Origin of the sequence: Photorhabdus sp. S10-54, assembly GCF_963878145.1 — a bacterium.
Classification (GTDB): domain Bacteria; phylum Pseudomonadota; class Gammaproteobacteria; order Enterobacterales; family Enterobacteriaceae; genus Photorhabdus; species Photorhabdus kayaii.
On record NZ_CAWNXG010000012.1, the window covers coordinates 31,053 to 55,644 of the forward strand.

Here is a 24,592-nt window from a genome sequence, read left to right on the forward strand (position 1 = left end):
CTGTATATGTATAACAGTGAAAATAAGAAGATTATGAGTGAAATTATCTACGGTATTCATGCCGTTAAAGCTTTATTGGAGCGCGATCCTCAGCGTTTTATCGAAGTTTATACCCTGAAAGGGCGTGAAGATCGCCGCCTGACACCATTGATTCATGCGCTGGAAAGTATCGGGATGACTATCCAACTGGCAAATCGTCAGTGGCTGGATAATCAAACGGAAGGTGCGGTGCATCAGGGGATTATTGCCAAAGTGAAGCCAGGGCGTCAGTATCAAGAAAACGACCTACCAGATTTACTGGCACAAGCAGAAACCCCTTTCTTGTTGGTGCTTGATGGTGTGACAGATCCCCATAATCTGGGCGCTTGTTTGCGTAGTGCTGATGCAGCAGGTGTACATGCTGTTATTATTCCACGTGATCGTTCTGCTCAGCTTAATGCCACGGCGAAGAAAGTGGCATGTGGTGCTGCGGAAAGCGTACCACTTATTCGTGTCACCAACCTTGCTCGTACCTTGCGTTTATTGCAAGAGTACAATATCTGGGTGGTGGGGACAGCAGGAGAAGCTGACCATACGCTGTATCAGAGTAAACTAACCGTTCCTATGGCACTGGTGATGGGAGCGGAAGGGGAAGGTATGCGTCGTCTGACTCGTGAACACTGTGATGAATTGATTAGTATCCCAATGGTGGGTTCTGTCTCGTCGTTGAATGTGTCTGTTGCCACGGGAGTTTGCCTGTTTGAGGCGGTGCGTCAGCGCGGTTCGTTATAACTCATCTATTCCACATATGAACAAAAGTGTTTTTGCATTGTTCATTCCTTGAGTTTTTTATGTAGGGTAGGTATAGTTACGCGTCAATTTTTCAGCCGCACTTAAACAAGTTCCTTGCCTCCACGGGCCGCGGTTGACCCTGACAGGAGGCTGAATAATCCGTAAGGAGCAATTCTAATGCGTCATTACGAAATCGTTTTTATGGTCCATCCTGACCAAAGCGAACAGGTTCCGGGCATGATTGAGCGTTACAGTGCGACTATCACTAACGCGCAAGGTCAGATTCACCGTCTGGAAGACTGGGGCCGCCGTCAACTGGCTTACCCAATCAACAAACTGCACAAAGCTCACTATGTTCTGATGAACGTTGAAGCACCGCAGGAAGTGATTGATGAGCTGGAAACTAACTTCCGCTTCAACGATGCCGTTATCCGCAGCATGATTATGCGCGTTAAGCACGCGGTAACTGAAGCATCTCCAATGGTTAAAGCCAAAGATGAACGTCGCAGCCGTGACTACTCTCTGGAAGACGCCAATATGGATGCTGAAGAAGCTGGGGATTCTGAAGAGTAATAACTGTGACAACTAATCGTTTGGTGCTTTCTGGCACAGTGTGCAAGGCCCCCATTCGAAAAGTCAGTCCTGCCGGCATTCCTCATTGTCAGTTTGTGCTTGAGCACCGTTCACAGCAACAGGAAGCCGGTCTGAGCAGGCAAGCATGGTGCAGAATGCCCGTTATTGCCAGCGGACAATTGTTACAAGTTTTAACTCACAGTATAACGGTCGGCAGTCGATTAACCGTTTCAGGATTCATTAGTTGCCATCAAGGTCGCAATGGTCTTAACAAACTGGTTCTTCATGCCGAGCAGATTGAATTGATAGATTCTGGAGACTAGCCAAATGGCACGTTATTTCCGTCGTCGCAAGTTCTGCCGTTTCACCGCGGAAGGCGTTCAAGAGATTGATTATAAAGACATCGCTACGCTGAAAAACTACATCACCGAGAGCGGTAAAATTGTACCAAGCCGTATCACTGGCACCCGTGCAAAATACCAGCGTCAGCTCGCTCGTGCTATCAAGCGCGCGCGCTACCTGTCTTTGTTGCCTTACACTGATCGTCATCAGTAATCGGCACAGTCCATTAACGACTCTGAGAGGATAAGGTAATGCAAATTATTCTGCTTGATAAAGTAGCAAACCTGGGTAGCTTGGGTGATCAAGTTAACGTTAAACCGGGTTATGCCCGTAACTACTTAGTACCGCAGGGCAAAGCTGTTCCTGCAACTAAGAAAAACATCGAATTCTTCGAAGCTCGCCGTGCTGAACTGGAAGCTAACTTGGCTAACGTTCTGGCAATAGCAGAAGCTCGTGCTGAGAAAATCAATGCATTGGGTTCCGTTACTATCGCTTCTAAAGCAGGTGACGAAGGTAAACTGTTCGGTTCTGTCGGTACTCGTGATATCGCTGATGCAGTTACCGCCGCGGGCGTTGAAGTCTCTAAGAGCGAAGTGCGTCTGCCTAATGGTGTTCTGCGTACTATTGGTGAACACGAAGTTAACTTCCAGGTACACAGCGATGTATTCGCTAAATTGAACGTTAACGTTGTTGCTGAAGCTTAATCGCTGATTAACTGATGCTAATAAGTAAAAAACGCTGGCAATGCCGGCGTTTTTTATTGCCTCAACTTACCATTCTCTTGGTAAGTCTATACCCTATGGATTTCAAGGTGCTTTGCGACGGCAAGGGAGAGAATCCCCGGGAGCATAGATAACGATGTGACCGGGGTGGGTGAGTGCAGCCAACAAAGAGGCAACTTGAAAGATAACGGGTATATAAGGTTTTTGCCGATAATGCCCAGCAACTGAGCATTAATCTGATTTATTTTACATTTACTACCTTATTTGTCGTTTATAGAATTATGGTTTCTCTTATCTATTCTTCTGTAATGTTGTCTTTTAGCCGGTTTTTATTATTATTGATTTTGCGTTTTTATATTGGAAATATTATTCATTATTAGATTAATATCTATAAATAATTGAATTCGTATTTTTTATTATTAGATAATATCGGTATTGTTAATTCTATTGTGATATGTGGATTTTTTATAGAATATTTTAATATATCTACATCTAAATCTAGTTAATTACACGCATGATTATTTCATAATAATATAAAAATATATTTTTATATAATTTCGGTTATTTGTCTTTATAATGATAATTTATTTTATATGATTTCACATAAGAATATTTAATGATATCAATATATATCCTTATTATTAAATAATAATATCAAAAATTTATACGGGATTTTATTGATATAACTGTCAGAGTTGACAGTAGACTTTTAAGCGTAATTTTATAATTATAATTTTTGTTAATTAACCCTTGTGTGAGAACACAAATGAATGCGCTTATTGTTAATAGGTATGAGTTTATTCTCCATAGTTATTGATAAATTGAATTGTTTCATCAATAAATTAATAGGTATATTAAATGTTGAATTGATTTATTTATGTGTTGATAAAAATACCTTGTCATCATTATATGTTCTTCATATTAACCCAGACATAAGGGATAAAACTGGTATGAATCTTGGTAAAAGCATATTACAAACTATAGGTAATACTCCAGTAGTTATGTTGAATGGTAGATATACTAAAGGTATTAATGTCTTTCTCAAAATGGAGAATATTAACCCCGGTGGGAGTATCAAAGATCGTATTGCAGTTGCTATGTTGGAAAGGGCTGAGGCTCAGGGAGAATTAAGACCGGGAATGGTGGTGATTGAGCCATCATCGGGTAATACGGCAATTGGCCTGGCAATGGCGTGTGCCGTTAAAGGTTATCGATTTATTGCGGTTTTGGATCGCATGGTGCCGGCAGCGAAACGCGATAACATAAAAGCGTTTGGTGCGGAAATCATTTTCCTGCCAGAATTTGAAGCGGGAACGGATACTGTCAAATATCGCATTGATTTAACTAAAGAGATTATAAAAGCTTATCCGAATGCGTTTAGCCCTATGCAATTTGAAAATCAGGTTAATCCTGATGAGCATTATCGTTCCACGGGGCGTGAGTTGTATGAAACCTTTGGCAATAATTTGACGGCTTGTTTTGCGACGGCAGGAAGTTGTGGAACACTTACTGGAATTTCCCGTTATTTGAAAGAGAAAAATCCACAGATACAAATTTATGGTGTTGAACCAGAGGGGTCAATTATTTTCGGTGGTGAATCAGGAAAATATTTGGTACAAGGTGCAGGACTAACGTTTATACCTTCTATTCTGGATCGTACCAATATCGATATTACCTTGAAAGTTACAGATATTGATGCATTCCGAGTAGCAAGAAAGTTAGCCAGAAATGAAGGTATTTTAATTGGTGGAACGGGAGGTTGCGCGGTAAGCGCAGCATTAAATCGCCTGGATGATTTTAAACCTGGAGATAATATTGTTGTCATTATTCCTGATAGTGGAGAACGTTATATCGACACAATTTATAATGATACTTGGTTATTTGAAAATAATTTCTCAGAATTAGTTGAGGAAAGTAAAACAGAACCTCAATTAGAAGAAATTATTACAAACATGGGGTGCGTATTAAATGAGTTCTGATCGTGTTTTGGTGATTTACTATAATCGCCTCTATAATCCTCTTATCATAAGAAGTCTTAAATCTGAATATAGAGAGGTAATTGCTCTTTATATTGATGAAGGGCAGGTAAGAGACATTGACGATATTGAATTGGAATGCATGGTTGCAGGTGCTGATAAATTTATCTATAAAGATTATCGAGCACAATATGCTGAACACTTCCTTACAAAAGCGATAAAAGCGAATGCTATTTATCAACATGGTTATTTTCTCAGTGCGGCACTTTCCCGTCCTGCGATTGCTGAGGCGGCAGTTGAAGTAGCCAATGAGCTCAATATTGATTATATTGCCCATCAATTCAGAGGTAATGATCAAGTCAGAATGGATATGAATATAGAAATTCTGAATAAAATACCTATTGCTTCGTTGAGAGATTTTAAATACGACGAAAATATCGTAAATAGTTATGCTATGAAGTATGGTATTCCTCAAGAATTTGGTTGTAATAACCCTTATTCTACTAGTGAAAATATATGGGGATTAAGTGTCGAATGTGGTCCGTTGGCAGAACCGGAAACATTAATTCCTGAAGATGCCAGAGAGAAATTATTTGAGCATGCACTATCAGCCACTGAGCCAATATTTTTGTCATTAGGTTTTGAGAATGGTATACCGATATCGATTGACGGCGAAAAGAAATCATTATATGAAATTATTGAAATATTAAATAAGATTGGTAAAAAACTATCAATTGGTATTTTTGATATTGTCGAAGATGGTATTGTCGGTTTGAAAACACGAGCAATTTATCAATCACCTGCCGCACATATCTTAATTACCGCACATCGTGATTTAGAATGTTATTGTAGTAATCGTCACGAAAATTGGTTTAAAGAGATAATTGATAAAAAATGGGTTGAATTAGTTTATTCTGGGCTTTGGTATGATCCCTTATTAACTCATTTAAACCACTTTATTGATAGCATGAATCAACATGTCAATGGTGAGATTAAGCTTGAATTAGGCTATAAATATGCCAACGTTTGTTCCCGTACTTCAAAGACGACTATCTATGATGATAATTTAGCAATATATAATTGTGGGCATTTATATAGTCAAAACGATGCAGAGGGATTTGCAAAAATATTTAATATCCATACTAAGCAAAGTGCTAAATCTAAGATGAGGCAAAAGTTATGATTAAAGAATTATTAATGTGTAAACCGGATTTTTATGATATTGAATACGTTATTAATGACTGGATGGACCCTAATAATAGAGTCAATAAAGAATTGGCACAGCAACAATGGGATTTTCTTTATGAACGGTTGACTGAACGTGGTATCACTATTCGCACTATCGATCCTGTTAATGGTTTGCCTGATATGACTTTCTCAGGTGATTGTGGCATGGTGCATAATAATAAATTCCTTGCTAGTAATTTCCGGCACGCTGAACGCCAAGGGGAAAGCCAGTACTATATCGATTATCTGGAAGATCTAGGTTATGAGATACATCGTGTTGATGAAGATATTTATTTTGAAGGGCTTGGAGATGTTATCTATTGGGATAATGACATCATATTTGGTTATGGTCCTCGCTCAGATAAAGAAGCAATAAATACAATTCAGAAAGTCTATCCAGAACTTAAAGTTAAAGGTGAACTACATATTCAGGATAAGACTTTCTTTCATGTGGCTTTGGCATTCTCGTTTATTGACAAAGATACGGTTATTTACTATCCAGAAGCATTTACTAAAGAGAGCCAGAATTATATTGCTGAAACATTTGAACGCCGGATCTCAATATCAGAACATGACGCTAAGGAATTATTTGTTTGTAATAATATCCCAATAGGTAAAGATATTCTCATGCATGATTGTTCTATAGAGGTTGAACGTCAATTAAATAATTATGGTTATAATGTCATTAAATGCGATATGAGTGAATTCTTAAAGAGTGGTGGTAGTCTGCGCTGCTTAGTATTAAAAGTTAAATAATTATAATGGGAGGATAATAAGTCATGTATATTTTAGGTATAAATTCAGTTTACCATGAATCAGCAGTTTGCTTATTAAAGGATGGAGAGACAATTTTTGCTATTGAAGAAGAGCGTCTAAATAGAAGGAAACACGGAAAACCAGCAAATATTGATAATCCTGATGAACTGCCATTGGCTTCCATTGAAGTTGCATTAGACTTTGCGGGTATTCGCTTGGAAGATGTGAGTCATATCGGGTTTTCCATTGATCCGATAGAACGAAGAAAATCAGTCTTTATTGATGAAGTCACCAATGAGGGAAGTTGGGGAAGTGTATCGGGTGAGTCCATTTTTTATCGCAAAACCACTTCAGTACCAGAAATTTTGCAATCAATGGGATTCCGTGGCCAATTTCATTGGGTTCCTCATCACACAGCTCATGCTGCATCTGCTTATTTTGTTTCGCCATTTGATAAAGCGTTAACCTTATCACTTGATGGTGTGGGAGAGGATAATACCGCAGGGGTATATCTGGGCGATGGCAATAGTCTGAAAAAAATTAAAACCATTGAATACCCCCATTCAATCGGTTTTATGTGGGAAAAATTGGCAGAATTCTTGGGCTTCTCTGTATACGATGCCTGTAAGGTGATGGGAATGTCTGCTTATGGTAAGCCTGAAGGTTTTATGTCGGCGTTCCAACAATTCGTCAAAATTTATGAGAAAGGTGAGTTTACTATTGATAACACCGTTCTCAATTTCCGTAGCCAAGACTTTTCTAAATTAGAATCTTTGTTTGGTATTGTGAAAAGAGTCCCTGGTGGAGAGGTGACACAGGAATATTATGATATTGCTGCTTCTCTCCAGCAAATAACTGATGAAATAGTGTTAAATATGGCTCATCATTATTTACAGGAAACAGCAACGAATAAACTCTGCCTTGCGGGTGGCGTCGCATTAAATTGTATAACGAATAAACGATTATATGAAGAGTTGGATATCGAAGATATTTTTGTTCAGCCTGCTGCACATGATGCCGGGACTGCCACAGGTGCCGCACTATTTATTTGGCATCATATTCTTGAAAATAATCAGCGCTATCCTCTGACGCATACCTATTGGGGTCTGGAATATAGTGAAGATGATTACCAGCGTAGTTTGAAGGCCCACGGTTTGGACTGGACATATGAAGAGAATATTCATGAAGTTGTCGCAGGCTTGCTGGCTGAAAATAATGTCGTTGGCTGGTTCCAGGGGAGGATGGAATTTGGGCCGCGGGCATTAGGTAATCGTAGTTTGTTGGCTGATCCAAGAAATAAAGATATTCGCGATTTAATGAATCGTAAAGTTAAACATCGTGAAATGTTTAGGCCATTTGCGCCTAGTGTATTGCGTCAACATGTTGCTGATTGGTTCCATGTTCGGAAGGAATTACCGGAAGCTGCAAAATATATGTTGTTAGCGATGGATGCTAAAGTAGATAAAGCATCGAAAATTCCGGCAGTGGTTCACGAAGATGGTACTGCCAGAGTTCAGGTGGTAGATAGTGCATCAAATCCAGATTATGCCCAGTTGATTGAGGCATTTTATCGGAAAACCGGTGTACCTTTGTTGCTGAACACCTCTTATAACGATAGTGAACCGATTGTTTGTTCTCCTGATGATGCCATTAAAACTTTCATGAAAACAAATATTGATTATTTAGTTTTGGGGAATTATTTGATTAAATCTGTTCATTAATTATTGCATAGTAAAAATCTATCCCAGTAGGCGTAGTTGATGGAATCAGTTTGAGCCTTGCTCATCGCCAAATTGATAAATAAAATAGCCTAATGGGGTAGATAATAAGGTTGAGGTAATATTAATGATACATAGGATCATACTGGCTCGCTTTTTTTCTGTTTTTTCAGAGGCATTTGTTATGTTCGCTGTGCCTGTATTAGTATATACCTCAACTAATAGCGCTTCACTTTCATCTTTTGCTTTTGGGCTTGAACGGCTATTCAGGGTGATTTCACTCCCCATTTCTGGCTGGATGGGCGACAGGATGCATACTCTGGTTATGTTATTCCTGAGTGATATTTTTCGATCATTAGTTTGTTTATTTCTTTTTATCCTTTCATTTATATATTCTGATAATAGCATCGTATATATCATTATTCCTCTCTCATGTGTTTTATCCTTTTTTAGTGGGGCGGGATATGTCAACCTTGAAGGTTTTGTCTCTAAAAATATGAGTGCAATAGAATTACCTTCTGTTAACTCTCGTTTACAATTTGTTGAACAGTTTACCTATATTGCAGCCCCGGCAGTTGTCGGCGTGCTGGTTTATAAATTCAGTGTTTATGCGGTATTTGCATTTGCATTTTTTCCTTTCCTGATTAGTAGCTTGATATGGTTTCAGCTACAAAGGAAAAACCGGATTGAAGAACACGCTAATAGAGAAGGGTATAATCTGCCGGCCATTTTTAAGTTCTTGATGGAAAACCCCCCCTTGTTACGCGTCATTAGTCTGACGTTCCTGATGAATGTGATGCAAGGTGCTATTTTGTCAACGGCAGTTTATGTTATTACCAGTGTTTTTTCACAGCCGAAAGGGAGTTATGCTCAGCTTTTGGCTTATGCGGGGCTGGTGAATTGTTGTGTTTTTTTTATTGCGCCAAAATTGTGCCGGATTTTTGATGTGCGTATCGTTGGTGTAACGGCTTTTCTGATTGCGTTATGTGGTCTGACACTATTTGCTACTGGGCCGTTATTTGTGGTTTACACATTAGGTTTCTTACTGGTTATTGGTTCGGAAGGTTGTTTTAATCTTTTTTCACGCTCTTATCGAGCAAGTCTTATTCCGAAGCAGCGTTTTTCTCAGTATCTTGGTGTGGTGCTGGTTTTGAATCAATTAGCGACACCTTTAACCAGTTTTATTTGTGCTAATTTACTGAACTATTTTTCCTACAATAGTATTTATCTGATATTCTCTGCATTTGTTTTATTGATGTTTATCATTATTAATCCTTATCGTTCGCTTAAATTTAATCTGCATAATAGTCAATAATGGAGGAAATATGAGTTCGAAAAAATATTTGTTAGTGCTTGATTATCTTCCGGCAAGGCTGAATGAAATCGTCAATATTCGTGACTATATTCGATATAATTACTCCCTTGAGTTGGTGATTATTAGCGATATGTTGTCCGGTGAGGAAAAAAATGTCACACCATTTGTCTATCATATTCCTGTACGAACAGAAAATTATGTTGATAGTGTGATGACAGTTCTTGCTGAACTTAATATGACATGTGCTGGTATTCTTCCTTTTATGGATGCGGTATCTGGGTATGCTGCTGTTATCGCGAAGAAATTAAACGTTTATGGTGATGATCCCGAATTAAGCTTCGCAGGTATTGAGAAATATCAATTTCGCCAACAAGAAACTCGAATATTACCGTTGCTTGCGGCACAACATATTAAGACGCCTCGATATACTTTCATTAATGAGATTAAAGAACTAGAAGAGTTTTATGATTCTGTTCCGTATGGTGTGATTATTAAGCCTAATTGTGGTCGGGCAAATGTAGGCGTGGTAGCGGTTAAAGATAGAAGTAAAATCCCAACGGCTTTTGCTCAATCTGTTGAGCAATCTGGTGGTAATCAAACTCTTGCAGAAGAACTTATTATTTTCGATACAGAATATTCGTACGATGGTATTGGTTGTATGGCATTTTTAACGCAAAAAGTTTCCCAGAAAGGGGAATTTCCTGTTGAAATAGGGCAAATAGTTCCGGCGCAATGTGATGGCAGAAATACGATTGCATTACATAAAGCAGGGCAGGCAATGAATCTGATTTCAGGGCAGACTCTTGGCGCATTCCATAATGAGATTAAGCAAGATAGTAAAACGGGAGAAACTTTTCTGGTTGAAACTAATCGTAGACCAGCGGGTATGCGTATTTGGGATATGGCTAACCGGGTATATGGTATAAGCTTGCAGGAAATTTGGGTTGACCATTTAGTCAAAGGATTTAGTGATCGAATGATATTGCCTGAAGCAAAGGGAAGGGCATTTTTGATTAATTTGCTGGCAGGTAAAGATGGCAAGATTAATGGTAAATTCGATCAAACAGAAGTTAATGAACTATTATTAGCATCTGTTGATAATATTTTGAGTAGATTATGTTACGAAATTATTGCAATAAAAATTAATTTAGATAAGAATTCACCGGTTTATGAAACACCAAAAAGCAATAATGATTTCTGTGGTTACGTTTGTGTACATATTAATGATGAGCACGTCAAATGTGAATCCCTGATGAATGAAATTAATGATGCATGGAGGGATATATTGTCTAATTATATTTTATAATTTCGTATGGTTAGAGCCTTATTTGGGCTCTAATTATTATATGATTAGATTATATGCTATTGCTTTAGCAACTGCTGCAACTTTATTGGGAACCACTAATTTCTCCATGACATTGTTAATGTGGAAATTAACTGTTCTTGTTGAAATATCCAGTATATCGGCTATTTCAGCAGAAGTTTTTCCCTCACAAGTCCATCTTATGACTTCAACTTCTCTGGTAGAGAGCGTTGGAACAATGATTTTATCCTTTTTATTTTTTAGGTTATTAAATGTTTTTATGCATTCATTTGCCAATATGCCTAATACTCCTGCTTTATTAAGTATTTCATTGTGGGAAATAGAGCCTTCTTTTCTGGCAACTGAAAAAATTGACCTTTCTCCATGATAACCTTTAATTTTTATTGAAAGACTATTTTTAACTTCATTTTTATTTGAATTTGATTTTTTAATCATAAAGTCAGCGGCTTTTGATATTTTATCATTACAAACTGACGGAATAGAGAAAGTGTAATCACCATTCATTAATTGGTCGCTGTCGTGATTATTATCTTGATTATAATTGCTTGCAGTTTCTATATTTAGGTTGGTTATTAGAACATATTTTTTTGTCGTGAATGGATATTTTTCTTCCTGATAAATTGAGTAGAATTCAAAACCCAGATAGTTTATCGCGTTTAACAACCTCTTTTCTAATTCAGGCATGGTTTTGGACTTTTTAATTTCTGATAAAATCTCATTAAATGGTTTATTCATAAGATTTTCCTCATTATATAATATTTGCAATAAAATTAATTTTATATAAAAAATATTTTATTCATATAATCAATTATAAGTAAAAATTTTTAAAAATTGAATTTTTATATTGTAACCTTTAAGAAATAAATATGCTACTTAGAATTATATCTATTATTAGCTCTTATATATTTGGGCGACATGTATTTTCCTGGTGACATCTTCGGTTTACCCTGCTGCATAGCGCTGTTATGCTTGCAGGTCTAATTTAATTTGATCACAGGTATTTTCATGGCAAAACTTTCTTTTGACTCTATCGAAGCACAAGCTAGTTATGGGGTTGGCTTGCAGGTTGGTCAGCAATTACTGGAGTCTGGCCTGCAAGGTCTGGAACCTGAAGCGTTGTTAGCGGGGTTATGTGATGCGCTGGAAAATCATTCTCCAGCGGTGCCGGTCGATATATTGCATCGAGCCTTACGTGAAATGCATGAACGTGCAGATGGTGTGCGTCGTGAACGTCAGCAAGCTATGGCAGAAGAGGGTCAGAAGTTTCTGGCAGAAAACGCTCAGCGTGACGGTATAAGCACGACAGAATCTGGTTTACAGTTCTCTGTACTAAAACAGGGTGATGGTGCAATTCCTGCCCATACTGACCACGTGAGTGTTCATTATACGGGTCGTCTGATTGATGGCACCGTGTTTGACAGCTCAGTACAGCGTGGTGAACCGGCTGAATTTCCTGTAAATGGGGTGATTGCTGGATGGATTGAAGCATTGACGTTGATGCCTGTCGGTTCTAAATGGGAACTTTATATCCCTTATAATTTGGCTTATGGCGAGCGTGGTGCTGGTGCATCGATTCCCCCATATAGCACTCTGATTTTCGAGGTGGAATTGTTGGATATTCTGTAAGTTTTATCTAGAAGTAGGATTAAAAAATAGCCGGTATATCCGTCTCAGACTACTGACAAACCCATTTAAAAAGTGGGGGATATTTTCAAGCCATCGAAAATTTCAGCTAGGATGTTGCCGATGAACTGGCTTTCCCTCAATTTCCTAATTATTTCTTTAAATAGAGTCTTTGGCCCGCTAGCTTTTGCCATTTATCTGAAAAATAGACAGGAATGCTATTAGGAGTAGTAATAAAATTCTTACCGTTCCAATAAAAAGATCAATTGGTAATATAGTCTAAAATGATAACAGATGACTAACCGCAGAGGTGTGTGATGCTAGAACAAATCTGCCAACTGGCTCAGGAAGCTGGTGCGGCTATTATGACAATTTATCAGGATGAACATCCCCTGAAAGTTGATCATAAGCAAGATGATTCACCGGTGACTATGGCTGATATTGTGGCTCATAAAATAATTAAAGCCGGATTATCCCGTATCGCTCCGGAAATTCCACTGTTGTCGGAAGAAGAGCTTCCTAATTGGGAAGAGAGGCGTGATTGGAAGCGCTATTGGTTAGTTGATCCTCTGGATGGTACCAAGGAATTTATTAATCGTAATGGTGAATTTACGGTTAATATCGCCTTGATTGATGAGGGCGTTCCTGTGATGGGAGTGATATATGCTCCTGTGCAGGATACGCTTTATTCCGGGCAAGGGCGGCAGGCATGGAAAAAAGTCTGTGGAGGTCAATGTTTGCCGATTAAGATTCGTGATGCTAATCCACCAATGGTCGTCGTTAGCCGCTCTCATATGGATACAGAATTAGAAGATTATCTCAATCAGCTAGGTGAACATCAGACGGTTTCTGTGGGGTCTTCACTGAAGTTCTGTTTGGTGGCTGAAGGAAAAGCGCAACTTTATCCTCGCTTTGGACCCACTCATATCTGGGATACTGCGGCGGGTCATGCTATAGCCATTGCTGCTGGTGCTCACGTGACCAACTGGAAAGGCCAGACGCTAGATTATACGCCTCGTGAATCATTCCTGAATCCGGGATTTAGAGTAACGATTTTTTAATCGTGGTTGTTTTCTAGTAGATTTGTTTTTCAGCGGAATTGTGGTGATAAGGGCAAACGAAAACATACCTGTAAGTCGTTATCACCACGGGTATTTTTACTGTAGTTCCTTACGGACTAATTCAATGACCTGTTTGATTTCACTATCGTTTAACGCACCTTCTTTGGTAAACTTCGCTACGCCATTTTTGTCCAGGACAATAATGGCAGAACTTTTAGCTTCCAACTGCCAAGCTTTTTTGACCACACCGTTGCTGTCAGCGATAAACTGAGACCACGGAAACTCTCTTTTGCTATCTTCAATACTGCTGCGGACAAATGGTCCAGTGCCGAATATTGCATCATTGATATTGATGATGGTGGTTGTTTGGTATTTTTCTTTTGAAAAATCAGCGCGTTTTATTTCTTCTATCAGTGGAGCATTCATCTCTTTAGCTGCACTACGACCTGCAATATGTTGTATGACTCTCACTTTACCAATCAGTTTTCCACTATCCCAATTTTGGTAGCTAAACTTGTTATTGTTGAGTAACAACTCACCTTTATCAGAAACACTGATCGCAGGAACCTGTTGTTCCAGAGTGATGTTGTGGGCGAATGCTAAAGCAGGAGAACAAAGTAGCGCAGCATATAGCATAAAGTTCTTTATCATAATTTTTCCTTTGTAGGTTAATGTGACAATGCATGGATCTCTAGCATAGCGGGTATTAACTGATTTATCTCTTTAAAGAAGATCAAATTTTTAACATTAAGTAAGAGATAAAGTTACATAGTTATGTATATCTAAATATCTGTCATTTTATGTAAATTCAGTGCATAAAACTAAAAATGGAGGGAACAAAATCGGATAAATTCAGTCTATTATTCTACATAACGGTATGGTGTATGGAGTTGGTTCACCAAACGTAACCGTAAAAAGTATTTAGGAGGAAAAAAGCAGAGATGAAAATTTTTCACCGATATAACCCACTGAAAATTGCTCTCTACGTTAAAACTTTATTCCGTGGACGTTTATACATTAAAGATATGGGGGCTTTTGAATTCGACTGCGGCAAAATTTTACCGCCGAAGGTGAGAGATAAGCGCCATTTTAGTGTAATGAGCGAAGTCAATCAGCAAGTGCTACGTTTGCAGGCCGAAATAGGATAGATAACGAAAAAGAATCGGGTGCATACTGGTGTAATCTGCGCCACAAAATAACAATAAGTGGCGCTTAACATGAGAATACTAAACGGCCTTAGCTCAAGAATAGGCCGTTTTTATTTATCATCACTGATAGGCAGGTTTTGCGTTGGTGTCGTGGTGAGAGTATCAGTGATTTTTGTGACTAATAGCTGATCGATTTTGTAGTTATCAATATCGACAACTTCAAATTTGTAACCAGCAAACTTAACTGAATCAGTACGCTTTGGAATTTTACGCAACCGAAACATCATGAAACCTGCAATGGTTTCATAGTTACTTGAATCAGGAAAATTATCAATATCCAGTACACGCTGTACATCATCAATAGGTGTTCCTCCTTCTACTAACCATGAATTTTCGTCACGGATGATGATTTGCTCTTCTTGTCCTTGGTCGACTAAATCACCCATTAGTGTGGTCATAACATCATTAAGGGTAATCACACCCATTACCAACGCATATTCATTCAGGATAATAGCGAAATCTTCACCCGCTGCTTTAAAACTTTCCAGTACATCTGAAAGTGTCAAGGTATCTGGAATGATCAGCGCGTTGCGGATCTGGACACCTTTATTGAAGCTTAGGCTTTGACCACTTAGGACACGGTTAAGCAGATCTTTGGAATCCACATAACCGATAACGTGATCAATATCTCTATCACATATTAGGTACTTGGAATGTGGCTGGCTAGAAACCCATTGTTTGATACTTTCCTCACTTTCATTCTTATCGAAGTAAATGATATTTTCCCTTGAGGTCATGGCAGAAGGCACTGTGCGGGATTCGAGCTCGAACACGTTTTCAATCAGTTCATGCTCTTGTTTACGCAACACACCAGCAACAGCCCCTGCTTCCACAATCGCAAAAATATCATCGGATGTGATATCTTCATTACGCGCTGTCGGAATTTTAAAGAGCTTAAAGATAAGATCAGACAGGCCATTAAATAGCCAAACTAGTGGACGACAAACTGTCAGACAGAAACGCATTGGGTTAACGATTTTCACGGCGACTGCTTCAGGCTTAATCATGCCGATACGTTTTGGTGTCAAGTCAGCGAGCAAAATGAATATACTGGTCACAATGGTAAATGAGCAGATAAAGCCCAACTGGTCTGCCCATTCGGGGCGCATAAATTTCATGAAAAACGTTTTCAATGAAGGAGAGAATGCGGATTCACCGACAATACCTGCCAAAATTGCCACTGCATTTAGGCCGATTTGCACCACGGTAAAAAACATTCCCGGCGCTTCTTGTAATTTGAGGACATGGGCTGCGTTGACATTACCTTCATCTGCCATCAGTTTTAGTTTGATTCGCCTGGAGGCAGCAAGAGAGATTTCAGATAACGAAAAAAAGGCGCTTATCGCGCACAATAGAAATACTATTAAGAGACTATTTAGCATAAGGAATCCATGTTCTACCTCCGGTGGTAGGATAGGTTGTCATTAGAAAAGCACCGGAGGAAACAATAAAAATCATATAAAATAAAAAGTGACAACAAAAACTTAGAAAGCTATTGATTAGCTTAGTAATTATAACATTAATTAAATGTGGCGGCTAGTTTTTGTTCATTTTGGGTAGGCAAACACCAATACCGCCTAGCCCGCAATACCCCTCAGGATTCTTAAATAGATACTGTTGGTGATAGTCTTCAGCGAAATAGAATGGCCCCGCTTCTGTGATCTCCGTTGTAATAGGACGGTTATCGCCTTGTTGTTGCATTGCTTTTTGGAAACGTTCACGGCTGGCTAATGCCAATTCATGTTGCTGAGGTGACACGGTATAAATCGCGGAGCGATACTGAGAGCCAATATCCCCGCCCTGGCGCATCCCTTGAGCTGGATCGTGGTTTTCCCAGAAAAGTTTTAATAAGTTTTCGTAGTTGTTTTTTGCTGGATCGTAAACAATTCTAACAACCTCAGCATGTCCGGTCAGGCCGTTACAAACTTCTTCGTAAGTTGGATTCGGTGTTGTACCACCGCTATAACCTGCGGAGGTGGTGTAAATATCAGGTTGTTGCCAGAATAGGCGTTCTACGCCCCAGAAGCATCCCATACCAAAGTAGGCAACTTCCATATTTTCTGGAACAGGTTCTATCGTATGATCGGTAACAGCATGGTTAGGTGAAACCTTAAGTAGCTCAGTTCTGCCTGGTAATGCACTATGAGGATCAATAGATAGGCTTTTATTAGCTGAAGTTGGCACAATTCACTCCCGTAATTATTAAGTTTTCAGATATTGATAGATTGTATATATTGTAAACTTTACTCAAGATAAATTGATTATAGTTAAATTATTCCGATCAGGTTAGGAGTTCGCGTGTCGAGATACCCCGTTTTATGCTTTCTTTGTGTGTCTATCGTAACTCCCATTGCTCATAGTGCTAATCTTCGTCTGAAAATAGAAGGATTAACAGGTAAGTTGGAAAAAAATGCCCGAATTCATCTCTCCACTATCAGTACTGACGAAGTTGCGCCAGATGGCCGTTTTCGATCTCGTGTAGATAAAGCGATTCGTGAAGGCTTGCGCCCACTTGGTTATTATGAACCTATTATCGAATTTACCTATCAGGAAAATAAACCGCCAACTCGCTCGGTATTAACGGCAAAAGTTACTGCGGGCGAACCTGTGAGAATTGCCGATGTTAATGTTGTTTTAGAAGGTGGGGCTAAGACAGATGGAGATTATGCCAAACTTGTTAAAAGCAAAAGCCCAAAGAAAGGAACGATTCTAAATCATGATGAATATGAAAACCTTAAAGGTTCTCTGACCGGGCTCGCTATTAGGAAAGGTTATTTTGACGCGGTTATGAAAAAGAGCCAATTGGGTGTTGCCAAAGAACGGCATGAGGCATTCTGGGACTTTGTTTTTAATAGCGGTGAGCGTTATCACTTTGGTCAGGTGCGTTATCGTGGTTCACAGATCCGCGAAGACTATTTGAATCATCTAGTTCCATTCGAAGAAGGGGATTTTTATACCTCTGAACAATTGGCCGAATTGAATCGGCGGTTAGCAGAAACTGGCTGGTTTAATTCAGCAGTAGTCTCACCGGATTTTAATACCGCTAGAAAAAATGGTGACGGAATGCTTCCTCTTGAAGCGGTATTAACTCCACGTTCCAAAAACTATGTTGAACTGGGTGGGGGTTATGGATCTGATGTAGGGCCACGGGTAAAGGCGAAATGGACAAAACCGTGGCTTAATTCCCGTGGACACAGCCTTAGCACCAGCATCAACCTTTCTGCACCTGAACAGGTTATTGATGCTACCTATAAAATGCCGCTGAAGATGAATCCGTTAGAGCAATATTACGCATTGCAGACGGGGTATAAGCGTAAAGATATCAACGATACCGTATCAGATACCGCGACAGTAAATCTTTCCCGTAATTGGGATCTTTCAACGGGTTGGCAGTATGGGATCAATATGCGTTGGAGTCTCAGCCACTTTACTCAGGCTAATGTCACCAATACGGCAATGTTATTGTACCCAGGAGCGAATGTTAGCCGTATTCGCCAGCGTGGAGGAACGATGCCTTATTGGGGCGATAGCCAGCGCTATTCTATTGATATCTCTGATACTTTTTGGGGTTCTGATGTTGATTTCTTGGTGTTACAGGCGCAAAACGTTTGGATCAGAACTTATTGGGATAATCACCGTTTTGTTGCTCGGGGTAATTTGGGTTGGATAGAAACCAATGCATTCGAGAAGGTTCCACCCGACTTACGCTTTTTCGCTGGTGGTGATCACAGTGTTCGTGGTTACAGATATCAGAAAATTTCCCCTAAAGACGATAAAGGAAAATTGACCGGTGCGTCCTCACTAGTTGTGGGTTCACTTGAGTACCAATATAACGTAACGGGTAATTGGTGGAGTGCTGTTTTTGTTGATACCGGTGAAGCCATTAATGACATTAGAAAGAGCAATTTTAAAACCGGCGTGGGTGTTGGTGTGCGTTGGGCTTCTCCGGTCGGACCCATTAAATTTGACCTTGCCAGACCAATAGGGGATTCAGAATCCCGTAATATCCAGTTTTACATCGGGTTAGGATCTGAATTATGAGATGGATTAAAAAGGTCAGTATTACTTTTCTGCTGATGGTGACTTTGTTGGTTATTGTTGTTGCCGGGTTGGTAGGAACGCAATCTGGCCTGCATTTTATGATTAATAGTGCTGCTCGTTGGGTACCGGGACTAGATATAGCCAGCGTCAGTGGCGGTTGGCGTGATTTGACCCTGAAAGGCGTTAAGTATCAAATGCCTGGTGTTGATGTCAATGTGAATCAACTCCACCTTTCGCTTCGTCTTTCCTGCTTTAAAAACAGTCAGTTATGTATTAATGCATTAACGACAGAAGGCGTAATAGTTGCAATTAATACCAAACGATTGCCACCTGCGGGAGAATCGTCGCCAAAGTCAGCACCTTTAACTGAACTGAGGACACCATATCCGATTTCACTTGATTTGTTGTCCGTTAAAAATGCCACTGTCACTGTAAATGGCGTGGTATTTGCCCTTGATGAATTTAGAACCGCAGCTCAGTGGCAGCAAAAGGCATTAACGCTTAAGCCAACGAAAATTAATGGGTTGCTGGTGGGACTGCCAAAAACTCCCCCTGAACGGCTGAAAATAGCGGAAGCAGAGGAGAAAGCGAAACGAGGGACTGAACTGGAAAAATCGTTGGGAGAAATTTTGAAAAAATTATTCTCTCAACCGCTATTGGCAACATTACCAGAAGTGCCTATTCCACTGGATATGACTGTTGCAGGGATAAGTGGTAAGCAATTACGGCTGACGGGTGATACCAATATCACAATCAATGAGTTTTTACTGCAACTTAGCAATCAGGGGCAGCAGATTCAGCTCAATAAATTGAATGTTAAAATGCCGCAAGGTTCTCTTGCCATTAATGGTTCCGCGACTCTGGCACAGCAATGGCCGATAAAACTGGTAATAAAAGGTGAGCTAAGTCGACAAGAGATCCAAGGGCAAAAGGTTAATGTAAAGCTTAATGGCGCTTTACTGGAGCAACTCAGCTTAGGGCTGAATTTGTCTGGTCCTGTCAGTGCTAAACTTGATGCTCAAGCGGAACTGGCTAAGGTAGGTTTGCCAGTGAGGGTGACGCTTGAAAGCCAGCAACTGAGTTGGCCTTTAACGGGGAAGCCAGAATATCAGCTTGATAGCGTAAAAATGCGCCTCAATGGTAAGGCCAGTGGTTATGATTTGTCATTGCGTTCCGGTATTAACGGTAGTGAAATCCCGCCAGCATTACTTGTATTAGATGCCAAAGGTAATGAAGAACAGTTTAAGTTGACCCGTTTACGCCTGTCTGCTTTGCAGGGAAAGAGTGAGCTGGTAGGTGTGGCAGATTGGAGTAAGGCGGTAAGTTGGAATGCGGTGCTGACACTCTCCGGGATCAATACCGCTAAACAGTGGCCGGAATGGCCAGCCAAAATCGATGGGAAAATAGTTACCCGGGGTAGTTTACACGGTGGTAGTTGGCAGCTTCATATCCCGGAAATTACGCTGGACGGTAACGTAAAACAGAACGTAATAAAAGCCAAAGGTAAGATTTCTGGTAACGCGGCTGGTCAGTGGAATATTCCTCAATTCGAGCTGGCTTTAGGGCGCAATAAAATGAATCTCCAGGGACAATTGTTCAAACAGTGGAAACTGGATGGCGATATCCGTGCACCGAAGTTGGATGGTATATTTCCGGGGCTTGGCGGTGTCGTGAATGGAACGTTGAAATTACGTGGTAATATACAAGCACCTCAGCTTTTGGTTGATCTCAATGCTAACGGGTTGAAATGGCAGGATTTGCGCATTGATCGAGTGAATGTGAAAGGGGATGTACGTTCTGCTGAACAGATCCAAGGGAATCTTGCTGTTAAAGTCAGTGAGTTGAAACAAGCTGATTTGATTGTCCGTAATTTTACGTTGGATGTTAAGGGCAATGAGAAACAGCACAACTTGCAATTGAAGATTGACGGCAAACCGATTGCTGGTCAACTTGCATTGAATGGTAGTTTTGATCGTAAGCAACAGCGATGGAAAGGTAGCATTAACAATACCCGTTTTGACACCCCGGTTGGAGAATGGCGTTTAACTAAAGCGATAACTCTTGATTATCTTAATCAGCAGCAGAAAGTCACTGTGGGCCCTCACTGTTGGCTGAATCCACATGCGCAGCTCTGCGTACCTGAATCCATTGAAGCTGGCGCCAGCGGTAGTGCATCCATTGTTCTTGAACGTTTGGATCTTGCTATGATTCAGCCATTACTGGGGCCTGAAACATATTTGAAAGGTGTATTCAGTGGCAATGCCGACGTTAAATGGAACGCGGAAAGCGGATTGCCTCAGGCCAACGTTAATTTGCGTGGTGATGGGGTGCATGTTAGGCAGATGGTTGATGGCACTACATTACCGGTAGATTTCCAGACCCTGACACTCAATGTAGGCTTGAAGAATGGCACAGCAGAGTTGAATTGGTTATTTAAGATTATGGGAAATGGCCGATTCAACGGTGGCGTACAGGTTGCTGATCTTGCTGGGAGCCGTAAGCTGTCGGGAAATGTAGATATTCAGGATATTTCACTGGCGTTAATCAAGCCGATTCTTGGAAAAGGTGATAAAGCTGAAGGTCATTTGAATGCTCACCTGCTTCTGGGAGGCAATGTCAGAAATCCATTATTGTTTGGCCGGTTAGACTTGAGTGCACTGCAAGCTTCGGGCCATTGGATCCCATTTGATATTACTCAAGGGCAAATTGGTGTGAATTTTGATGGAATACGTTCCGTTCTTGATGGTGTTATTAAAACGCCGAAGGGTCAGCTTAACCTAAATGGTGATGCAGACTGGCGTAATGTGGATGCATGGCATGCACGAGTAACGGCTAACGGCGACAAGTTAAGAGTAGTTTTTCCACCAATGGTGAAAATTGATGTTAGCCCTGCTCTGGTGTTTGAGGCTTCTCCTCAGTTGCTGAAATTGGATGGTAGCGTTGGTATTCCTTGGGCGCGTATTACCGTGAAGGAGCTGCCAGAATCGACAGTTGAGGTTTCATCGGATGAAGTTATATTGAATGAGAATCTTCAGCCATTACAACAGAAAAAAGCGTCTATCCCGATTCAAAGTAACTTGACGATTCATATAGGAGATGATGTTCGTCTTAGTGCCTTCGGCCTTAAAGCACAACTTAAAGGCGATCTGATGGTTGTTCAAGATAAACAAGGCCTGGGTTTGAATGGTCAAGTTGATATTCTTGATGGTCGTTTCCATACTTATGGACAGGATCTGATCGTTCGTAAAGGGCTGATTATGTTCTCAGGCCCACCTGATCAGCCATTACTTAACATTGAGGCTATTCGTAACCCAGATTCTACCGATGGGCGGGTTATTGCAGGGGTAAGGGTGAGCGGTTTAGCGGATCAGCCAAAAGTAGAAATTTTTTCAGAGCCTGTTAGATCACAATTGGAAGCACTTTCTTATCTGTTGCGTGGTGAAGGGTTAGAGAATAGTAACTCGGACAACTCACAGATGACGGCAATATTAATAGGTTTGGGGGTTGCACAGAGTGGTCAGTTGGTGGGTAAGATCGGTGAAATATTTGGTGTTTCCGACTTAGCACTGGATACTCAGGGGGTTGGCGATAAATCACAGGTAGTTGTTAGCGGAAAGATTACAAAAGATCTGCAAGTTAAGTATGGTGTTGGTATATTTGATTCACTAGCAACATTAACCTTACGCTATAGGTTAATGCCTAGGTTGTATCTGGAAGCGGTGTCTGGTATTGATCAGACATTGGATTTGCTCTATCAGTTTGAGTTTTAAAAATGCGAATTATTGTTTATGGCAGCTTACGGCGCAAACAGGGCAATCATCATTGGATGACCGATGCTCAATGGTTAGGTGATCATCGGCTGGAAGGCTATGAGCTATATGACCTTGGGCATTATCCTGCCGTTATCCGTGGTGACGGAAGTATTGAATGTGAGGTATATCGAATCAATTCTACTATACTGACAGAATTAGATGATTTGAAAGATAATTCGCGGGAGTATGTAAGGGAATTGATTCAGACACCGTATGGCAATGCATGGATATATCTTTATCAGTTTCCAATAACCGGTTTACGGCGGATAAAAAGTGGTGACTGGTTGAAGCGCCATGTGGAAGAGTAAATAAAAATCCTTTTTTGTCATAAAAAGGGAGTATGGTATTAAAAAACCTCTGCCGGTGATGTTCCCCAGAGGTTTTTTAATTATTTAAACAGAGAAAAGTTATTTCTTAGCGGCCCGTTCGAAAGAGGAGATAATTTCTGCTTTAGCAGCTTCGACATTATCCCAACCATCAACTTTAACCCATTTACCTTTTTCCAGATCTTTATAGCGCTCAAAGAAGTGAGTGATCTGAGCGCGCAGTAGTTCTGGTAAATCAGTCACATCTTTAATGTGATCATACTCTTTGGTTAGTTTGCTATGTGGAACTGCAACCAGTTTCGCGTCTTCACCTGATTCATCAGTCATTTTCAGAACGCCAACCGGACGGCAACGGATCACAGAACCTGGTTGTAGTGGGTATGGTGTGGGAACCAGAACATCAACCGGGTCACCATCCAGAGATAAAGTGTTGTTGATGTAACCATAGTTGCATGGATAGAACATCGTGGTAGACATAAAACGGTCTACAAACAGCGCACCAGATTCTTTATCAATTTCATATTTAATCGGATCTGCATTTGCAGGGATCTCAATAATGACATAGATATCTTCAGGCAGTTTTTTTCCTGCTGGTACTAAGTTCAGGCTCATGAAAGTTTCCTTTATTTCAAACCAGAATAGAGTGGGGAGTATTATAGCCAAAACATTTTTTAAAGTACTCTCCATTTTTCTGACAAGTAAGCAGGGGTATTTTAACCTCATTAGTTAAAATTAAAAAAGCGACGAAAAATCCCGCCGCTTATCCGTCATTAACCGATGAAATTACTCATCTGGGAACTCAGCCATAAAACTCTCGGCTTTCTCTACCATCGATTTACTGCCCACAAAGAAAGGGACGCGTTGATGCAGTTTGGATGGGATGATATCCAGAATGCGATTAGCTCCATCACTGGCTTTACCGCCAGCTTGTTCAGCCAGGAATGCCATTGGATTACACTCATACAGCAGGCGTAATTTTCCTGATGGATGGCTGGCGGTACTTGGGTAAATGTAGATGCCGCCTTTCAGTAAATTGCGGTGGAAATCAGCAACCAGCGAACCAATATAACGGGTGGTATAAGGGCGCTGAGTTGCTTCATCTTGTTCCTGGCAATATTTGATGTATTTCTTCACCCCCATAGGGAATTTGATGTAATTCCCTTCGTTGATGGAATACATATTGCCATTGGGTGGGAACTGAACTTTCTCATGGGAAAGACAAAATACTCCCAAAGAAGGATCGTAAGTAAAGGCGTGTACCCCACAGCCGGTGGTGTAGACCAGCATAGTTGAAGAACCGTAAACAACATACCCGGCGGCGACTTGACGATGACCTGGTTGCAGGAAATCTTTTTCAGTCACTGGCTGGCCGATGGGGGTAATACGGCGGTAGATAGAGAAGATAGTACCGACGGAAACGTTTACATCAATATTTGAAGAACCATCTAATGGGTCCATCAAAACAACATATTTTGCGTTTTCAGCGCGGTCTCCTTCGAAAATAACAATATCATCTTCTTCCTCTGAAGCGATCCCCGCAACTTCACCGCGTGCTTTCAGTGCTGCTTTGAGTTTTTCATTAGCATACAGGTCCAGTTTCATCTGCACCTCGCCTTGGATATTGGACACACCGCTGGTTCCTAAAATATCCACTAAACCGGCTTTGTTGATATCACGGTGAATGATTTTTGCTCCGAGCTTAATAGCGGAAAGCAATGCAGTGAGTTCACCTGTAGCGTGAGAAAAATCGTGCTGCTTTTCGACGATGAATTCGCCTAATGTTTTCATGACGAAAGT

At 40.4% G+C, this 24,592-nt stretch carries 23 protein-coding genes; 17 read left to right on the forward strand and 6 right to left on the reverse strand.

Annotated features, from left to right (window positions below):
- Window positions 1–33 precede the first annotated feature (33 nt).
- From rlmB to AACQ83_RS08980, 11 genes are all read left to right on the forward strand, one after another.
- On the forward strand, window positions 34–771 hold the full coding sequence (gene rlmB / locus AACQ83_RS08930) for a 23S rRNA (guanosine(2251)-2'-O)-methyltransferase RlmB (protein ID WP_112877232.1): 738 nt from the start codon (window positions 34–36) through the stop codon (window positions 769–771).
- Window positions 772–948: 177 nt separating this feature from the next.
- Entirely contained in the window at window positions 949–1,344 is a 396-nt protein-coding gene (gene rpsF, locus AACQ83_RS08935; RefSeq protein ID WP_011148646.1) for a 30S ribosomal protein S6, read from the forward strand.
- Between the two features lie 5 nt (window positions 1,345–1,349).
- Complete coding sequence (gene priB / locus AACQ83_RS08940; RefSeq protein WP_021322928.1) at window positions 1,350–1,667, forward strand: primosomal replication protein N; 318 nt, start codon at window positions 1,350–1,352, stop codon at window positions 1,665–1,667.
- Between the two features lie 4 nt (window positions 1,668–1,671).
- Window positions 1,672–1,899 carry a 30S ribosomal protein S18 gene (rpsR, locus tag AACQ83_RS08945; RefSeq protein WP_000135199.1) on the forward strand — a complete coding sequence of 76 codons (228 nt, stop codon included), beginning with the start codon at window positions 1,672–1,674 and terminating at the stop codon, window positions 1,897–1,899.
- Between the two features lie 38 nt (window positions 1,900–1,937).
- The gene (gene rplI, locus AACQ83_RS08950; protein WP_112877162.1) at window positions 1,938–2,390 is read left to right on the forward strand and encodes a 50S ribosomal protein L9; all 453 of its coding nucleotides are present in this window, start codon (window positions 1,938–1,940) and stop codon (window positions 2,388–2,390) included.
- 797 nt (window positions 2,391–3,187) lie between these two features.
- Complete coding sequence (locus AACQ83_RS08955; RefSeq protein WP_240000756.1) at window positions 3,188–4,387, forward strand: PLP-dependent cysteine synthase family protein; 1,200 nt, start codon at window positions 3,188–3,190, stop codon at window positions 4,385–4,387.
- Window positions 4,377–5,567, forward strand: a complete 1,191-nt coding sequence (argG, locus tag AACQ83_RS08960; RefSeq protein WP_112877163.1) for an argininosuccinate synthase — start codon at window positions 4,377–4,379, stop codon at window positions 5,565–5,567. Before AACQ83_RS08955 ends, argG begins: the two co-directional genes overlap by 11 nt.
- Window positions 5,564–6,367 carry a dimethylarginine dimethylaminohydrolase family protein gene (locus AACQ83_RS08965; protein WP_112877164.1) on the forward strand — a complete coding sequence of 268 codons (804 nt, stop codon included), beginning with the start codon at window positions 5,564–5,566 and terminating at the stop codon, window positions 6,365–6,367. Before argG ends, AACQ83_RS08965 begins: the two co-directional genes overlap by 4 nt.
- Window positions 6,368–6,390: 23 nt before the next feature.
- A complete protein-coding gene (locus tag AACQ83_RS08970; RefSeq protein ID WP_112877165.1) occupies window positions 6,391–8,088 on the forward strand; it encodes a carbamoyltransferase family protein in 1,698 nt (565 codons plus the stop codon).
- Between the two features lie 181 nt (window positions 8,089–8,269).
- Entirely contained in the window at window positions 8,270–9,400 is a 1,131-nt protein-coding gene (locus AACQ83_RS08975) for an MFS transporter (protein WP_240000758.1), read from the forward strand.
- 10 nt (window positions 9,401–9,410) lie between these two features.
- Window positions 9,411–10,706, forward strand: coding sequence for an ATP-grasp domain-containing protein (locus AACQ83_RS08980; protein WP_112877167.1), 1,296 nt, complete (start codon window positions 9,411–9,413; stop codon window positions 10,704–10,706).
- A gap of 36 nt (window positions 10,707–10,742) precedes the next feature.
- Here the strand turns inward: AACQ83_RS08980 and AACQ83_RS08985 are convergent, their stop codons facing one another.
- Entirely contained in the window at window positions 10,743–11,459 is a 717-nt protein-coding gene (locus tag AACQ83_RS08985; RefSeq protein WP_112877168.1) for a helix-turn-helix transcriptional regulator, read from the reverse strand.
- A gap of 270 nt (window positions 11,460–11,729) precedes the next feature.
- Between AACQ83_RS08985 and AACQ83_RS08990 the strand changes: the two genes are divergently transcribed.
- Entirely contained in the window at window positions 11,730–12,350 is a 621-nt protein-coding gene (locus AACQ83_RS08990; RefSeq protein WP_112877169.1) for a peptidylprolyl isomerase, read from the forward strand.
- Between the two features lie 314 nt (window positions 12,351–12,664).
- Window positions 12,665–13,408: a 3'(2'),5'-bisphosphate nucleotidase CysQ gene (gene cysQ, locus AACQ83_RS08995; RefSeq protein ID WP_112877170.1), complete on the forward strand. Its 744-nt coding sequence runs from the start codon at window positions 12,665–12,667 to the stop codon at window positions 13,406–13,408.
- Between the two features lie 96 nt (window positions 13,409–13,504).
- Here cysQ and AACQ83_RS09000 read toward each other — a convergent pair whose 3' ends face one another.
- On the reverse strand, window positions 13,505–14,059 hold the full coding sequence (locus AACQ83_RS09000) for a YtfJ family protein (RefSeq protein WP_112877171.1): 555 nt from the start codon (window positions 14,057–14,059) through the stop codon (window positions 13,505–13,507).
- A gap of 290 nt (window positions 14,060–14,349) precedes the next feature.
- Here AACQ83_RS09000 and AACQ83_RS09005 point away from each other — a divergent pair, with 290 nt between their 5' ends.
- Window positions 14,350–14,556, forward strand: a complete 207-nt coding sequence (locus AACQ83_RS09005) for a DUF1107 domain-containing protein (protein WP_011148633.1) — start codon at window positions 14,350–14,352, stop codon at window positions 14,554–14,556.
- A gap of 110 nt (window positions 14,557–14,666) precedes the next feature.
- Here AACQ83_RS09005 and AACQ83_RS09010 read toward each other — a convergent pair whose 3' ends face one another.
- The gene (locus tag AACQ83_RS09010; RefSeq protein WP_112877172.1) at window positions 14,667–15,998 is read right to left on the reverse strand and encodes a hemolysin family protein; all 1,332 of its coding nucleotides are present in this window, start codon (window positions 15,996–15,998) and stop codon (window positions 14,667–14,669) included.
- 154 nt (window positions 15,999–16,152) lie between these two features.
- On the reverse strand, window positions 16,153–16,800 hold the full coding sequence (gene msrA / locus AACQ83_RS09015) for a peptide-methionine (S)-S-oxide reductase MsrA (protein ID WP_112877173.1): 648 nt from the start codon (window positions 16,798–16,800) through the stop codon (window positions 16,153–16,155).
- A 114-nt stretch (window positions 16,801–16,914) separates the two neighbouring features.
- Between msrA and tamA the strand changes: the two genes are divergently transcribed.
- From tamA to AACQ83_RS09030, 3 genes are read left to right on the forward strand one after another with little or no spacing between them, the layout of a single operon-like run.
- On the forward strand, window positions 16,915–18,657 hold the full coding sequence (gene tamA / locus AACQ83_RS09020) for an autotransporter assembly complex protein TamA (RefSeq protein WP_112877174.1): 1,743 nt from the start codon (window positions 16,915–16,917) through the stop codon (window positions 18,655–18,657).
- Window positions 18,654–22,427, forward strand: coding sequence for an autotransporter assembly complex protein TamB (tamB, locus tag AACQ83_RS09025; RefSeq protein ID WP_112877175.1), 3,774 nt, complete (start codon window positions 18,654–18,656; stop codon window positions 22,425–22,427). Before tamA ends, tamB begins: the two co-directional genes overlap by 4 nt.
- A 2-nt stretch (window positions 22,428–22,429) precedes the next feature.
- Complete coding sequence (locus AACQ83_RS09030; protein WP_011148628.1) at window positions 22,430–22,777, forward strand: gamma-glutamylcyclotransferase family protein; 348 nt, start codon at window positions 22,430–22,432, stop codon at window positions 22,775–22,777.
- 99 nt (window positions 22,778–22,876) lie between these two features.
- Here the strand turns inward: AACQ83_RS09030 and ppa are convergent, their stop codons facing one another.
- Both ppa and fbp read right to left on the reverse strand, forming a co-directional pair.
- Window positions 22,877–23,407: an inorganic diphosphatase gene (gene ppa / locus AACQ83_RS09035; RefSeq protein ID WP_112877176.1), complete on the reverse strand. Its 531-nt coding sequence runs from the start codon at window positions 23,405–23,407 to the stop codon at window positions 22,877–22,879.
- A 171-nt stretch (window positions 23,408–23,578) separates the two neighbouring features.
- The gene (gene fbp, locus AACQ83_RS09040) at window positions 23,579–24,583 is read right to left on the reverse strand and encodes a class 1 fructose-bisphosphatase (protein WP_112877177.1); all 1,005 of its coding nucleotides are present in this window, start codon (window positions 24,581–24,583) and stop codon (window positions 23,579–23,581) included.
- Window positions 24,584–24,592 lie beyond the last annotated feature (9 nt).